Source organism: Alteromonas macleodii ATCC 27126 (assembly GCF_000172635.2).
Taxonomy (GTDB): Bacteria; Pseudomonadota; Gammaproteobacteria; order Enterobacterales; family Alteromonadaceae; genus Alteromonas; species Alteromonas macleodii.
Genome location: NC_018632.1, coordinates 2483570 through 2499762, shown reverse-complemented (window position 1 = coordinate 2499762; position 16193 = coordinate 2483570). Strand labels below are relative to the sequence as shown.

Annotated in this window: 11 protein-coding genes and 1 pseudogene; 6 read left to right on the top strand and 6 right to left on the bottom strand. The window is 44.6% G+C overall.

Going from position 1 to position 16193, the window contains the following annotated elements:
* The first annotated feature begins 59 nt into the window (after positions 1–59).
* On the top strand, positions 60–404 hold the full coding sequence (locus MASE_RS10660; protein WP_014949750.1) for a DUF3718 domain-containing protein: 345 nt from the start codon (positions 60–62) through the stop codon (positions 402–404).
* A 125-nt stretch (positions 405–529) separates the two neighbouring features.
* On the opposite strand, the pseudogene MASE_RS10655 reads toward MASE_RS10660, so the two are convergent.
* The 5 genes and pseudogenes from MASE_RS10655 to MASE_RS10635 form a co-directional block, all read right to left on the bottom strand.
* Positions 530–3708, bottom strand: a pseudogene (locus tag MASE_RS10655) (efflux RND transporter permease subunit).
* Complete coding sequence (locus MASE_RS10650) at positions 3705–7088, bottom strand: efflux RND transporter permease subunit (RefSeq protein ID WP_014949749.1); 3384 nt, start codon at positions 7086–7088, stop codon at positions 3705–3707. The pseudogene MASE_RS10655 and the gene MASE_RS10650 overlap by 4 nt, the downstream one beginning before the upstream one ends.
* A gap of 25 nt (positions 7089–7113) precedes the next feature.
* Complete coding sequence (locus tag MASE_RS10645) at positions 7114–8247, bottom strand: efflux RND transporter periplasmic adaptor subunit (protein WP_014949748.1); 1134 nt, start codon at positions 8245–8247, stop codon at positions 7114–7116.
* Between the two features lie 213 nt (positions 8248–8460).
* Positions 8461–8853 carry an OsmC family protein gene (locus MASE_RS10640; RefSeq protein ID WP_014949747.1) on the bottom strand — a complete coding sequence of 131 codons (393 nt, stop codon included), beginning with the start codon at positions 8851–8853 and terminating at the stop codon, positions 8461–8463.
* 84 nt (positions 8854–8937) lie between these two features.
* Positions 8938–9822, bottom strand: coding sequence for a CvfB family protein (locus tag MASE_RS10635; RefSeq protein ID WP_014949746.1), 885 nt, complete (start codon positions 9820–9822; stop codon positions 8938–8940).
* 65 nt (positions 9823–9887) lie between these two features.
* Between MASE_RS10635 and MASE_RS10630 the strand changes: the two genes are divergently transcribed.
* The 4 genes from MASE_RS10630 (at position 9888) to MASE_RS10615 (ending at position 13308) form a co-directional block, all read left to right on the top strand.
* A complete protein-coding gene (locus MASE_RS10630) occupies positions 9888–10625 on the top strand; it encodes a 5-oxoprolinase subunit PxpA (protein WP_014949745.1) in 738 nt (245 codons plus the stop codon).
* A 135-nt stretch (positions 10626–10760) separates the two neighbouring features.
* Complete coding sequence (gene pxpB, locus MASE_RS10625) at positions 10761–11501, top strand: 5-oxoprolinase subunit PxpB (protein WP_014949744.1); 741 nt, start codon at positions 10761–10763, stop codon at positions 11499–11501.
* Entirely contained in the window at positions 11498–12445 is a 948-nt protein-coding gene (locus MASE_RS10620; RefSeq protein ID WP_014949743.1) for a 5-oxoprolinase subunit C family protein, read from the top strand. The genes pxpB and MASE_RS10620 overlap by 4 nt, the downstream gene beginning before the upstream one ends.
* Positions 12442–13308: a D-amino acid aminotransferase gene (locus tag MASE_RS10615; RefSeq protein WP_014949742.1), complete on the top strand. Its 867-nt coding sequence runs from the start codon at positions 12442–12444 to the stop codon at positions 13306–13308. Before MASE_RS10620 ends, MASE_RS10615 begins: the two co-directional genes overlap by 4 nt.
* Before the next feature lie 50 nt (positions 13309–13358).
* Here the strand turns inward: MASE_RS10615 and fur are convergent, their stop codons facing one another.
* Complete coding sequence (gene fur / locus MASE_RS10610) at positions 13359–13787, bottom strand: ferric iron uptake transcriptional regulator (protein ID WP_014949741.1); 429 nt, start codon at positions 13785–13787, stop codon at positions 13359–13361.
* 315 nt (positions 13788–14102) lie between these two features.
* On the opposite strand from fur, the gene MASE_RS10605 reads away from it, so the two are divergent.
* Positions 14103–16109: a methyl-accepting chemotaxis protein gene (locus MASE_RS10605; protein ID WP_014949740.1), complete on the top strand. Its 2007-nt coding sequence runs from the start codon at positions 14103–14105 to the stop codon at positions 16107–16109.
* Positions 16110–16193: the final 84 nt, after the last annotated feature.

Below are 16193 nucleotides of genomic sequence, written 5' to 3'. Positions count from 1 at the left end.
AACTAAGAGTTTGCCACAAACTTGATTAAAGCCTTTATCTACACATTGAGGAATTAAACATGAAACCAGTTAAATCGAAACTAGCCAACGCGGTAAAAGTGCTAGCTGTAACTGCAACCGCAGCATTTAGCGTTAACGCAACTGCCGCAGCACCGCAAAAAGACATACGCTTTGTAGGCGAAACCCAATTCGCAGGGTTTTGTAAAGCTGTGATAAATGATGACGTTAGAGTACTTCGCTCTAGTCTTTCACGTAACGTAGGACGCATTGGTGCTAGTCAGCGTGAAGTGTTGCGTATGGTAACGTCTGAAGAAGGGTTGACGTGCAATGGCAGTAGTCTAATTGAGTTTTCAGTTGAACGTCACGCTGATGCCGTACATGAATACTTAACGTCGCGTAGCTAAGGCGTTGATTGCGGTAACGATAAATCCAGAAAAAGCGGGCTAGCTTGCACTCATCGTCAATCACGTTGACGTAAATGGTGAAAACTAGACCCGCTTTTTGTCTTACTTTTTTTAAAGTGTGCGCCTTAATTAGCGATTTTAATATACGTGGCTACACGCGCTTTACTGGTTTTAAACAAACGTTGCGTTTTAAACCTAAGCTTTAGTAGCAACACGTAAGCAAGTGGTACTAAGAACAAGCTGGTTAGTGTTGAGAACACCAGCCCACCAATGATTGCAATGGCCATTGGCGAGTAGGGAGGACCGTCGCCACCAATTCGAGTACTCCCCATCGCAAGTGGAATAAGCCCTAGAACTGTAGTGGCTACTGTCATCAGAATAGGCCTGATACGTGTCATACATCCTTCAATCACTGCGTCATACAGCGACAAGCCTTCATTAATTAGCTGATTAATTCTGTCTACCAATACGATGCCATTGTTAACCACAATACCCATCAGAATCAGCATGCCAATCATCCCCATGATAGACATAGATGTGCCTGTAACCATGAATGCCCAAAAAACACCTGTAAAGGAAAACAGTAGTGACGTAATTACAGATGTTGGAAGAATTAGCGATTCAAACAGCGCGGCCATCACAACGTATATCATGCAAAGCGCTAATAGCATATTCATTTGCATTACGGCATTGGCTTCATCCTGGCGAGAGAAGCTGCCGTCTAGCGTCCACTTATAGCCTGTCGGCAATTCGATATTAGCTAATGCTTTTTCTATGCGCTCACGAGCTTGTTCGGTGGTGGTTCACCCTCTAAGTTTGCACCAATAGCTAGCGCTGTTTGACGATAGTTGCGGTTAATTTGCGAAAGCTGTGGCACCACAGAGAAATCTGCAATCATGTTCAGCGTTACCGATTGACCCTGCGTAAACCCAATATTGATGTTCTTAAGTTCGCTTAGCGAGGCTTGAATATCGCTGCCAAACTTAAGCTGCACCGCCACTTCTCCGGCGTCACCATAGCGGAATGTACGTAAATTACTTCCGCGTAGTGCCGTAGAGATAAGTTTAGCCACATCGTTTACTTGTATGCCGAAGCGATTTGCTTTCTCTCTGTCTATGCGTATTTGAACCTCATCGCGGGTAGATCCCGTGTCGGCTTTTACATCTTCCAACCCATCTATGGTGGAAAGAATAGGAATGATTTGCTCTGAAATAGTGAGCAAGGTTTCTGAAGACTCGCCCAACAGCGTTACTCTCACGCCACCACCGTTGCCGCTATCCCACTGGAAAGAGGGGCGAGCACGCACGAATGAAGGCATGTTTTCGCGAATATCCTCCTTAATTTTACCCACACTTACGGGCAACTCGTCATTAAGCGTGATACCGCTTACTGCATGGCCGGCAGTAAAATAGGTATACACCTGCTTAATATGAAAGCGTTCTTGGTTTTCATAAAGATATGCTTCCATTTTATTTACGGTTTTTTCCACTTCATCCAAGGTGAAGTTTTGTGTCACATGGTAATTAAGCCAAATGCGCTCTTGGTTGTCGTTACCCTCATCGTCAGACGTTACCACCTGCATAGGCACAAAGGTCGACGCGAGAATAAGCAGAGCAATAACACAAGTTACACCCTGGTGTTTCAACATCCAGTTAAGCGCACGACCATAGCCTTTTATGTAGGACGGTGTTTGAGGCGTTTCTACAACAGGGATCTTTACCTTAGTTGTCAGCAAGGGAATAAGTGTTTTAGCAATGAAAAGCGACGCGAACAGAGATATACAGATAGCCACAGCAACGTGCTCTAAGAAAATAGTCACGTCTATTTTTACCCCAATAATATTAGGTAAAAACACTATTGCCGTGGTTGCTGTTCCGGCAATGACCGCAAGACTGACTTTGTTTACACCAATCTGGGTGGCTCGCTTAATGTCTCCCTCTTGTTGGCGTTCTTGAAATACGCTTTCAGTGATCACCACGGCGTTGTCTACCAGCATACCTACCGCTAGCATGAGGCCCATTAACGATAAGATGTTGAGTGTATAACCTAATAGATACATCACACCTAAGGTAATACAAATTGAGAATGGCACTGAAAGCACGACGATTAAGGTGGTGGTAAGCTGGCGCAAAAATAAGTACAGCACAATAACTGAAAGTAACGCACCTAAAAGGCCTGCGTTTAGCAAATCGCTCAGCGACGAAGTCACGCTTTTCGCGGTGTCGTCCATTACAAATAAACTAATGCCTGTAAACTCAGGGTCTTCCTTGGCTTTTTCGATAACCTTCATTACCGCGTCGGAAACTTCTACAAGATTGCTGCCCGATTCGCGAAATACGTTAAAGCCTACCGCAAAGGTGCGATCTAAATGACGTCCTTCATTGCGTTGAGGAAGCTCGTAAGTCACGCTGGCAATATCAGACAAGCGAACGCTGCGGGTAACCCACATATTTTTAAAGTCGTTTACATCGGTAAATTCGCCAGTTGGGTTAACCAGAATTTTTTCACCGTTATTGTACATATAGCCCGCGGTTAGCGAGAAGTTGGCGTTTTGAAGCTGCTGCTCTAAGCGTGTACCGTCTATTTGGTAGGCCGCCATTTTCTTAGGATCTAAGCGAATAGTAATTTGACGCTTCATGGTGCCGTATAGCTCAACTTTCGATACACCCGGAACACGCTCTAGCGGTCGCTTAAGGTTACGTTCAAGCAAGTCGTAAGCATTTGATAAGTCGCGGTCGCTCGATACACGCAGCTGGAATATAGGCATATCGTTGGTGTTAAATTTATACACCATGATCCGCTCTATATCGTCAGGAAGTTCGTGGCGAATAGCGTCAATCTTCTCCCGCGCTTCAATACTTTTGGCTTTAAGGTTTTCATCCCAATCGAACTCTACAATGACCTCAGCCATATTGTCGTACGACCGTGCCCTTAATCGCTTTATCCCCGACATGGTAGCAACGGCCTCTTCAACCGGGCGGGTGATCATGGTTTCAATCTCAACTGGCGTTGCATCAGGGTAGGGGATTTGCACTACCATTTCTGGAATATCAATCCCAGGGAATTTCTCTAAAGGCAATAAGCGGCCAGATACAATGCCGAACAGCAACATAGACAAAAACAGCATTCCGATGGTAACGGGCTTATTTAACGCAAAGCGTGCAAGCGAGGCGCCTATACCTGCAATTTTTGAAAGGTGCGGCTGTGGAGCTATGTCTGTCTCGCGTTGATTCGGGTCACGTGTTTGGCGCTTGTCAGTGTGGGTTTCAGAACTGTTATTAGCGTTGTGAGAAGGTGTACTCATAGTACACCTCCTTTCGACATTGCTCCTTCGTCACCAAAGCCCGCATTAGTGTTAACAGACGTTTTCTGCGCAACGTTTTTCTTCACGTCGAACAGGCTGTAAAGCACTGGCAGTAAAATGAGGGTGAGCAAGCTTGCAAACAGAAGGCCGTAAATAACAGTGATGGCCATTGGCGTGCGAATTTCAGCACCTTCACCAAAACCAAACGCCATAGGCAATAGACCCAACACCGTAGTAAGTGTAGTCATCACAATGGGGCGCAGGCGGGTCTTTGCAGCATCTAGAATAGCGGTGTCTTTATCTACTCCTTGACGGCGTAACTGATTTATACGGTCAACTAATACAATAGCGTTGTTCACTACAATACCGCACAGCATAATCAAACCGATAAATACCACCACGTTTAGCGGCGTATTGGTAAGCCACAATCCATACACGGAACCTGCACCGGCTAGCGGCACTGCGAACAAAATAAGCAGAGGGTGCAGCAGCGACTCGAACTGTGACGCCATAACCAAATACACCATGAACACCGCAAGTGCTAGGGCAAACTGTAGCGAACGGAAGCTGCTTTGCATGTCTTCACTTTGTCCAGTTACTGTTGCACTTAAAGATAGAGGAAGTTGGGTTTCATCAATGACTTTATTGGCAACGGCAACTGCTTCATCAAGCTTACCCTTAGCTAAATTCGCAGATACCAGCGCTACACGCTGCTGTCCAACGCGGGTGATCTCGCTAGGACCTACACTCATGTAAACGTCTGCCACGGCACTTAATGGAATAGGTTGTGCAGAGCCTGGATTAACAACAATGGCACGCACGCTGGCGATGTCATCTCGCTGGTTTTCTTGCGTTCTTACTAGCACATCCACCTTTCTATCTTCAACACTGTACTGTGTAGCGACACGGCCACCTACTTTGGCTGCAATAAGCTGAGAAACGGTTGATGCATCAAGCTCAAGTCGAGCAAGCTTAGCGTGATGGAAGGCTATCTTAAGCTCTGGGTTTCCGTCACGAATGCTAGTAGTTACATCGGCAAAATTACTGTAACTGGCAAGTTTTGTCGCAATGGCGTCGCCATACTGCTGTAATTGATTAAGGTCGTAGCCCGCAATTTCAATTTGAATAGGCGAGGCAAAGCTAAATAGCTCTGGCTCTGAAAACGTTGCCTGAACCTGAGGTTTGAAGGCTAGGTAATCACGAAGCGCACGCTTCACATCGTCCATGTCGCTAGCTGTCGCCGTAGGCTGCATGACAATGTTTAAACGACCCCAATGATCACCACCTTGGTTAGGCGCTGCGCTGATAAGGCTTCCTGTACCAGACATGGCATACGTGCGAAGCACCATGGTTTCGCCGCCATCATTGTTATTTACTGCAACCGCTGCAAGTTCGCTGATAATAGCGTCGGTACGCGCTAGTGGCGATCCTGCAGGGAGGGTCACTTCTACCGAGAACTCGCCTTGTGATAGGGTGGGGATAAGTTCCATGCCCAATCTCGGTATCAGCAACACCGCGCCCGCCGCAAGTACAAAGGCAATGGCAAGTACCAGTGCTTTTGCTCGAAGGCTTATACGTAGCAGTTTTTCATAGGCGGAAGCGAGAAGGTCAAACCCTTTGTTAAATACCCAAATAAGTGGTTTAAACGCAACGCTCAGTAATTTGCTGACGATATGCCATGCACCTATCACCAAGGTGACCAAAGCTGCAGGTAAAAATACAAAGATAAGTCTGAATACCCAACGGATTGGTAGGGTAAGGTAATACATAACTTTGCCAAACGTTGACGTAGGAGGGGGAGGCGCTGGTGTAGTGAACACCTCTTCGTGATCGAGCTGTTGCTTTTTCTTTTTGTGTGCCATCGCAGGAATTAGTGTAAGCGCGACAACAAGCGATGCAGCTAAAGCGAACGAGACGGTCAACGCTTGGTCTTTAAACAGCTGACCTGCAATACCTTCTACAAATATTAGCGGCACAAACACGGCCATAGTGGTCAGTGTAGAAGCCACAATTGCGCCAGAGACTTCTTTTGTTCCTTCGCTAGCGGCAGATGCCTCAGTTTCTGTGGCTTCTGCCGTCGTTTTTTCATTAGCTGTAGCGTTATCACTTCCAGCCATTTTTAACTTCTTATGACGATCGATATTTTCAAGCACAACAATGCTGTTATCTACCAATAATCCAACAGCAAGCGCGATACCACCTAAGCTCATCATGTTTAAGCTTATATCGTTGGCATACATTAGATTAAAGGTGGCAATTACTGATACCGGAATAGAAACCGAGATAATAACGGTAGCCCAGAAGTCTTTAAGAAAAAGGTACAGCACTAACATGGCTAAAATACCGCCCATCACTGCCGCTGACTTCACGTTGTCTATGGCTTGCTTGATGAACACGCTTTGATCGTATATTTCGCTAAGCGTGTAGTTAGAAGGCAGGTTGTTGTTCACCTCATTTAACCGGCTAGCCACCTTTTGCGCAACGTTAACCGCATTAGCATCGCCTTCTTTATAAATGGCAATTTCAATGCCTTCATTGCCGTTAAAGCGCGTTACCACATCACGATCTTTATAAGCACTCTCAACCGTTGCCACGTCTTTAAGTTGAATGTTTCTGCCTTCAAAACGCCCAATGAAAAGGTTTTCGATATCGCTGAGTGTTTCAAACTGATTCAGGGTTCTGACCAAAAACGCTTGGGCTGCGTTATCAATTCGACCGCCGGCCGCGTTAATGTTTTCGGCACTGACCCGGTCAATAATTCGGGTAATGGGAATAGACAGCTGACTGGCTTTCTGCTGGTCGATAAGGATGTGTATTTCGTTTTCTAAACCACCGCCAACGCGCACGGCTGCCACACCTTCTACCGACTCTAAAGCTCGTTTTACTTGCTGTTCGGCATATAAACGTAATCGCTTCATTTGCGCTACGCTTAAACCTGACGTATCGCGTTGTGCCGTCAGCCCCAGTTTAATTACCGGGTCTAGACTTGGGTTAAAACGAAGGAGTCTTGGTTTTTCTATATCAAGGGGAAGTTGTAATACATCAAGTTTCTCGCGCACTTCTAAGCTCGCGAAATCCATATCAGTACCCCATGCAAATGAAAGCACTACGTCAGACTGGCCTGCACGCGATGTGGACGTGACTTTACGTACGCCTTTTACTACGCCAATGGCTTCTTCAATGGGCTTTGAAACCAGTTGTTCGACTTCGCCTGGCGCTGCACCGTCGTAGTCAGTACGAATGGTGAGAGTAGGGTAAGATAAGTCAGGCAGTAGGTTAACCGACAGTCTGCCTAACGACACCATACCAAATAGCAATACCGCAAAAGTGAACATACTAACGGCAACAGGGCGCTTTACAGCAATATCTACAATACGCATTGTGTGAGTTCCTTGTTGGGCCGAATTAGCTGTTAACTACTTCAACAGGGGCGCTGTCTTTCAAGTTTTGGTGGCCTGCGGTAACCACTTCTTCATTACCGTTTAAACCATTAATAACTTCAACGACTTCGTTGTTTTCAAAACCTGTAGAAATATCAACTTTTTTAACTTTGCCGTTGTCGACAACGAATACACTATGATTATTATCGATGGTAACTAGCGCTCTACGAGGCAACAACGTGGCGTTAGCATGTGTTGCGTACTCAAGTGACACATCGGTAAACATGCCGGCTTTAAGTTTGTTATCTTCGTTAGGTACTTTTAAGGTTACTTTGAACGTGCCGGTGGTCGCATCGATGACCGGGCTTATACGTTCAACACTCGCGGTGATACTTCTGTCGCCTAAAGCCGCCACGGTAAGCATTGCACCTTGTCCAATCACTACGTTAGGTAGCTCATTTTCAGGCAGATACACAATGCCTTGAAGATTACGTTGCTGAACGATATGGAACATTCTCTCCCGTTGGAACGATTCAGTCAGGTTGCCCACTTTGGCATTCCTTTCTGCAATGTATCCATCAATCGGTGCTGTGATCGTTGCTTCTTTCAAATCAAGTTCAGCCAAGCGTACAGACGCTTTTGCTGATTCAAATTGCGAAGTGAGCTTGTCGTAAGTGTCATCGCTGATAAGCTTTTTGGAATAGACTTTGTTGACCTTTTCTAGTTCGCTTTCAATACCAGCTAAATCAGCCAAAGCTTTTGATAAGTTCAGCTCGTAGCGGCGTTTATCAAGCTGTGCTAGTACCTGGCCTTTTTCAACATAATCACCTTCTTCTACGAAGATTTCTTCGATAATTCCAGACGCTCGCGCAACCACAAATGCTTCTTCACGGGCTTCTAAAATAGCGGTTGTATCGTAAGTGGACGTGATGTCGCCAGTAACAATGGTTTGGGTTTCAACGGGAATAGCAAAAACGGTTTCTTCAACTTCGGTGGCGTTGGCTTGGTCGTTAATGGCATCAGCATCAGAACATGCTGTCATCGAGAGAGTAAGGGCAACAATACCGCTTCCAACAAGTAATTTGAGTGATGTTGGCGAAAACGGTAATAAAGAATGTGATGGTGACAAAGAGGTGTTGCTGTGCGTTGTAGTTTCCATGGTCAATAACCCTAACGTAGTTGTCGTTATATAATAATGACCATATACAGCAGCTAATATGCCAAAGATGTTAACTAATGTTAATTGTTAATAATATCAATCACTTATGAGTGTAACAAACAGTTTCAACGAAAAAGCCAACCCAAGTGGTTGGCCTTTTCTACTAATGCTTAGCGAGAATCGCTAAAAAGAGGCTGGTTCTACTATAGTTCATTAAACCAAAGTATAGCTTGTAGTGATCTCAACATTACCCGTTAGCATTAGCATGACGGAACAGTATTTTTCTGCAGAAAGCTGCACAGCGCGAGCAAGGGCCTTTTCACTAATGCCTTCACCTGACACTGTGTAATGCGCGTGAATTTTAGTAAATACACGAGGCGGCTCTTCAGCGCGTTCAGCTTCTAATTCACAGTTACAGGCTTCAATGTTAAAGCGCCCTTTTTTAAGAATATCTACCACGTCAATACTTGAACATGCACCAACTGCCAACAGCACTGATTCCATCGGAGATACAGCCTTACCGCTGCCGTCCATCACCGTTTTGTAACCGCTGTCTGTAGTTCCTGTAAAAGTTAAATCTTGATCCCAAGAAACACGTGCTTTCATTGTTTGTCCTAATGTCATAAAAATAAAAAAGGAAGCTGCAAGACAGGCCAGTTTAGCGCTTCAATGCAGCTGTGACATGTGCGTTTATTTGTTAAGGCGAACAGCATCTGGGCTAAGCGTGATTTTCTTTTGCTTATATAACGCCCCTAACGCTTTTTTATACGCCGCTTTACTCACGTTAAAATGAGAGTAAATGGCTTCTGGCGCACTCTTATCTGTTAGCGTAGAAATGCCACCGTGGGCTTCTAAGTCATCCAAAATGGCTTGTTGAAGTGCATCACGGCCACCTTTGTCTACGCGCTGAAGGGCTACATCTACCTTGCCATCGTCACGAATTGTTTTAATTACCCCTTCAGTAGCTTGCCCGACTTTAAGTGGCTTAAAGGCATCGCTATGGAAAATAAGACCTAAGCTTTTTTCATTGATAACGACCTTAAAACCTAAATCAGTTTTGGCATAAACCAAGCATTGCACTGTGTCGCCCTCGTTGAGATAGGCACTACTTTCCTTTAGAAAATAGTGAAGCTTGGTAGCACCTAAAATACGCTGGGTTTTATCATCAAAAAAGGTGTGAACAACATAGTACATACCTGGATTGACAGGTTGGGCTTGGTAGTCGTTGGGCATTAAAAGGTCGTTGTCTAAACCCCAGTCGAAAAATGCACCAAAGTTAGTGGCAGATACCGCTTTAAGTACCTTAGTTTCACCAACTTGAATCAAAGGTTTCTTCATGGTGGCATAGAGATCGCCGCGCTGATCTGTGGCTACAAATACGTCTATCTGTTGTCCTTCTGCGAGGGAAGTTTCTACTTCGTCAATCGCAAGGGTCACAGTTTGCAGCTCTTCAGCATCATCTATTTCTATTACGCAGTCGTTTTCGTCGTTGTTTTCGACAAGTGGCGCTAAAGCGTAGCCAAAAGGGTATTGGGCTACCACGCGTAATGTATTAATTTTTCCAATATTTATCATCAGCACTGACTTTTTAAAAAGAACAGGTAACATGATACTGGAATGAACGTAAGAGCTAAACCATTATGAAGTTAAATTGCGATTTAGGTGAGAGTTTTGGCGCATGGTCTATGCCGGTGGAAGCGGCCATTATGGCAGAAATTGATCAGGCCAACATTGCTTGTGGTTTTCATGCGGGTGATCCGTTAGTGATGAAGCAGGCTATTCGGTTAGCCAAACAACATGATGTGGACATAGGTGCCCATCCAGCCTATCCAGACTTACAGGGATTTGGTCGCAGAAGTATGGCGATTGCTGCTGATGAACTCAGCGCTATGATCCAATATCAAGTGAGTGCATTGAGTGGAATGGCAAAGGCTTGCGGGGCCAACGTAAGTTATGTGAAACCTCATGGTGCGCTTTACAATGACATGATGAAAGATACAGCTGTCATGCGCACAGTAATGCAAAGCATAGCTGAAATAAATATGCAGTCGTTAGATTCGCCCCTTGCGCTAATGGTACAGGCTACGTCGCAAAATGCAGCGCTTAAAGACGCTGCGCAAGAGTGGGGGCTGCCGTTGTATTTTGAAGCGTTTTCAGACAGGCGTTATACCGATGAAGGTTTACTGCAATCTCGCTTGATCGAAGGTGCCGTGTTAAGCGAGAGCGACGCATTGCTTCAAGCTAAACAACTTATATCATCGGGAACAGTAACGACAGCTTCGGGAGCAACACTTGCAATAGAAGCGGATTCTCTGTGTGTACATGGCGATACTAAAGGGGCGGTGAATATTGCAAAGAAAATCAGAACATTTCTATAAACCTGCCTCATAAAAAACACATTTTACAAGAACAATACAAGAGGCTGTTACCCATTGTTGTGCTGAGAGTGGTATATCTAAAACTAAGTACTCAGAACCAAGCACTGACAGCCGTTTAAATAACAAGGACAGTAGATGCAAGCTTTCGGTCGCATTAAGCGAATAGTTACAGCAAGTGCAGACGCCATTATTTTGTACTTTGATGGCGCAAACCTGGACGACGCGAATAATGCCTGTCATCACATGCTGGCAGCGATAGATAGCAAAAAGGGAAGCGATTCGTGGGCTTGGCTGCGTGAGTGTGTGCCTTCCTATGACAGCCTGTTGATTATTTTTGATATGGCATTAATTGATAGCCACGGTGTATACCGTGCCATAAGTAATCTAAGCGCTGAAGACATGAGCCTGCAATCATTCTCTTTGCAAGCAAAAGAGAATGAAAGTAGCGCCGTGATTGAAATTCCTGTTTGGTACGGTGCGCCTAATGCAAGTGATTTAAGTGTAGTGAGTAAGAAAACGTCACTGTCTATTGAAGAGATTATCGAATTGCACACTAGCACGACTTATAAAGTATACGCAGTGGGTTTTTCTCCGGGCTTTGCCTATATGGGTGATATTCCAGAAGCGCTCAAATGTGCGCGACTAGGCACACCGCGCAAACGCGTACCTAAAGGTGCGGTTGCAATCGCTGACAGGCAAACTGCTGTCTACCCCAGTGAATCACCTGGAGGATGGAATTTATTGGGGCTTACGGCATTCGACATGCTCATTCATAAAAATGAGCAAAGTGAAGCGCGGTTAAAAGCAGGTGATGTGGTTAGGTTTGTTTCAGTTACTGAACAGGAATATAGAGCAGGATTGCAGGTTGAGCGATGAGAATTGAAGTACTCAGTAAAGGATTGTTTAGCCTTATCATAGATAACGGACGGGTAGGGCGACAACGGGATGGATTTTGTGAATCAGGCCCTATGGATAGTAACGCCTATGATTGGGCCAATTTTCTAGCCTTCAATTTAGACGGTACGCCATGCTTCGAAGCGATTGGTGAAATGCGATTACGGGTTGATGAAGATTGTATTATTGCTGTGACTGGCAGGGAACCGTCACTCGACGTAGATGGAAACGTTAAAGCAACATACCAGAGCCAACATGTACCGGCAGGTGCAACTATTACGTTTGGCAGCGCTCTACTTGGTAGCAAAGCCTATTTGGCAATAGGTGGAAATTGGCATGTGCCAAAAGCGGTAGGGAGTGCATGTACGGTAGTACGCGAACAACTTGGTGGGTTGGATGGTAAGGGATGCGCGTTAAAAGATGGCGATTGCATCGACATTTCAGCTAACAGCAGAATTAAAAGCACCGCTAGAATGCGCACTCTCTCGCGGCAGCACATAGACAACTATGGTTTTTTAGAGTCTATTCGGGTTATTCCCGGGTATCAGTTTTCGAGTTTTAGCGCTGTTGCTTTACGCACGTTTGAAACAAGCAGCTATACGGTTTCATCGGCTATCGATCGCATGGGCTTTAGGTTGACCGGTGAATCAGTTAAGGCCGATATAGAAAACATGCGCTCAGAGGCAATTCATTTAGGTGCAATTCAAGTTCCCGGCGACGGGCAGCCTATTGTAATGATGCGCGACAGACAAACATTAGGGGGTTATCCAAAACTTGGCTGTGTAAGCCCCTGTGATATAAGTCGCTTGGCCCAAGCCGTGCCAGGCGAAAAAGTGAATTTTGTTTTTCAACATGAAGAAGAAGCAAGGGCAGACTGGCTACTGATGACAAGTAGGCGTCGCCGACTACAAGGAGAAATATTGTGACGATTGCGTTTTTAAACGGTGAGTATATGCCTCTTTCTGAGGCTAAAATTTCTCCGATGGACAGAGGCTTCCTTTTTGGTGATGGTATTTATGAAGTCATTCCAACGTATTCTGGTAGCGCAGTAGGCTTCAAGGGGCACACTTCGCGTATGGCGCAAGGCCTTAAAGCTATTGAAATCGCTAACCCTTATTCAGCAGAAGAATGGCAAGACATTTTGACCAGCTTGGTCGAAAAAAACAAAGCATTTATAGAAAGCGGAAACATTGGTGTTTATTTCCACGTAAGCCGTGGCACCGATACAAAACGTTTTCATGCATACCCTAAGAATATAGCACCTACGGTATTCGGGTTTGCTTTTGAAATAGCGCCACCACAGCCCACAGCAAAATCTGAAGCAAGGCCTTTCAAAGTTGCGCTTCAACAGGATAAAAGGTGGCAACGCTGCCATATCAAATCCACATCCTTGTTAGGCAATGTAATGCACTATCAAGCAGGTGTTGACGCAGGCGTTAACGAAACTATTTTGTACAACAGCGAAGGTATGATAACCGAGGCAAGTTCATGCAACGTGTTTATGGTGAAAGACGGATGTATATCTACGCCCCCCTTAAACCATGAACTTCTTCCCGGTATTACTCGCGCCATTGCAATTGAAGCATTTAAACAGGCAGGCCTGGTTGTTACAGAAACTTGGTTTAGCAAAGATGAGTTGCTGGAGGCAGATGAAGTATGGTTAACCTCTTCAAGCAAAGAAGTTGCCCCGGTAGTTGAAGTAGACGGAAAACCTATTGGCACAGGGGAAGTGGGTGACGTGTGGGAGAAAGCAATTAAGGCTTACCACGCATATAAGTTTAAAGCGTAACGAAAAAAGGCCCGCTTAAAGCGGGCCTTTTGCTAGAATAAAACTGTTACTTATTCAGGTAAGTTATCGCAGTTACCGTCTGTACACTCACCGTATAAGTAAAGGCTGTGATGCGTTAGCTTCATCTTGTGTTGCTTTGCAATCATCTCTTGGCGTTCTTCGATAATGTCATCTTCAAACTCAATGACCTTGCCACACTTCAAACACACAAGGTGGTCGTGGTGATCTTTGTGACTGATTTCAAATACAGATTTTCCACCTTCGAAATGGTGGCGATTAAGAATGCCTGCATCATCAAATTGGTTTAACACGCGGTACACGGTAGCAAGACCAATTTCTTCACCCTGTTCGATAAGGATTTTGTAAACGTCTTCAGCGCTGATGTGTTGGTTTTCTGGCTCTTGCAGAATTTGTAAAATTTTAAGGCGAGGCAGAGTGACTTTTAGCCCTGCTTTTTTCAATTCTTTATTTTGATCCATTACAACCTACTAAGAACGAGTGAATAAGTATTTGGTGGTTATTATAGGTAAGTTGAAACAATTTAAAAGCAAAACCGTGGAAACTTTGTTTTCTCGCTGAAAATTTATCCATTGCCCTGGTGCGATAAAAATTGTTACTTCGGTACAGCCCGCATGGTGTCTGGCCTGACCAGATTGTAAGTGCAAGATTTATCTAACAAATGTGCAAAATAAATAAAACTTTTGATGCATTGAGTTAACATCCTGTTAAACTAAACTTAAAAAGGCGATACAACCCTTTTTATTTTTTGGCATGTTTTTTTGGTGGAAGTGCCCATGCAGTTAACAATTATAAATAAAATCACGTTAGGCTTTGGCTTATTCGGCTGCTTATTATTACTTACCAGTATTCTTTCCTATTTTGGTCTTAGCGGAATAAAAGATTCTGCACAAGACGTTGTAGAGCAAAAGATGCCAGTTCAGACCAGCATGGTAAAAGTAAAGACTGAGATCCTATCTTTATCAGTGATTACTGCCAACGGATATCATGTCGAAAATAGAGAAGAGCTGGTCGCAAACAAAGAGACGTTTGATACTTTATCTTCCGCATTCTCTGACGACTTGTCTCGTTTAAACTCACTTATGCCAAATAACGCGGTAGCCAGTAACGCTGTCGACGTTAGTCTAGCCTACGTTAATAGTAGTAACGACATGTATACCGCTATCAACGAGCGAATGAATATCGAGAAGGCTCTTGCTGCACAGCTTGAAAAAGTTTTAATGACGGCCGATGAGGCTAGTGCGTTAATGCTAGATCTTTCCTATTTAGAGGGAAATAACCCCAGTATTGAAACGCTAATTGGTGCGGGTACTGCAATAGACAACAAATTGCTCACAATGAATGATTCATTCATTGAACTGGCTGAAACCGATAACGCTACGCAAAGTGCGAGTATTATTGAAGATTTAGAATACCAATTGAGTAATTTGCAGGTAGATAAAGACTATGTAAATCGTTTGGCCACAGGGGTAGATGATGGCGGTACGATAGCTTCTTTTAACGAACAGTATGATTTACTGATGGAAGCGGTAAACGGCACAAATGGATTAATTGCTTTGCAGCGACAAAAACTTTCTGAAGTAGACAAAGCTGCGAAAGCTCAGAAGGAAGCAAAAGAAGCGTTAGAAACCGCACTTGCCGACATTAATACTTTGTTTGACGCTGTCCAGAAGCAATCTCTTGATGGGCAGAACGCCATTCTTGAATCTGTTCAGGCCAACCTTGTGCGCAATATCATTGTCGCGGCACTGGGCTTGGTTGCTGCAATATTTTTAGCGGTTATTGTAACCCGTAGTATTTCCAAGCCCCTTGGGCGTATCAATAAAGGCTTAAGTCAGCTAAGTAAAGGGGATTTAAGCACCAAATTGCCTCAAGAGGGCAATGACGAGTTTTCTGCCCTTTCCGCAAAAGTGAACAGCCTAACCGATAGTTTACGAGAGCTAGTGGGCAATATATTAGAGCAAGAAAAACGCCTTATAGACATTACAAAAGAAAGCGTAGAGCTGGGTAATAAGAGCTTATCTGAGGTAGACAAGCAACGTGAGCAAGTAACGGTAACGTCTACGAATACAAAACATGTACAGGAAAAAAGCCGCAGCAACCTCGCCCAAATTAATGAAGCAATGGACGCCCTACGCGATATAACAAAGCAAAGTACAGACATTGGTCAATTGGTACAAAAAAGCAGTCAGCAGGTGGGTAATCAAGCCAAACAGGCGGAGTCTTCGGCGCAGATCATTAATCGTTTGGACGACAACTCTCGCAATATTGGCAGTATCTTAGACGTGATTAAAACGATTGCAGAGCAAACCAACTTATTAGCATTGAATGCAGCCATTGAAGCTGCAAGAGCTGGTGAACAAGGTAGAGGCTTTGCGGTTGTTGCTGATGAAGTGCGAACGCTAGCCAACCGCACCCATGACTCTACGGAAGAAATTGAGCAGATGATTGGGAACTTACAAAAAGATGCTGCGCAGGCAGTAAAAGCAATTAATGCAGGGCGCGAACAAGCGCAAGAAGGGGTGGAAATTACCCAGCAAGTATCTCAACAAGTAGAGAGTATTAGAGAAATCATTGAGCGGTTAAGCGATATTAACGAACACATTGTGGCTGATACCGAACAACAAGATGTTTTACTTGGTGATGTTGCGAAAAGTTTGAACCGCATAGTTGCACTAGCCGACTCCAGTGCGCAAAGCACGCGCCAGTCGAACGAGTCGACAATGTTGTTGGATGCGCAAACTGAGAGCTTGAGAAAAGCAGTAGAGCGGTTTCACCTGTAATCGCTGAATTAGCGTAACTGACAGCAGGCGCAGCTGATTAATTATCAAAAAAAACCGCTCATCAGAGCGGTTTTTTGTATTCTT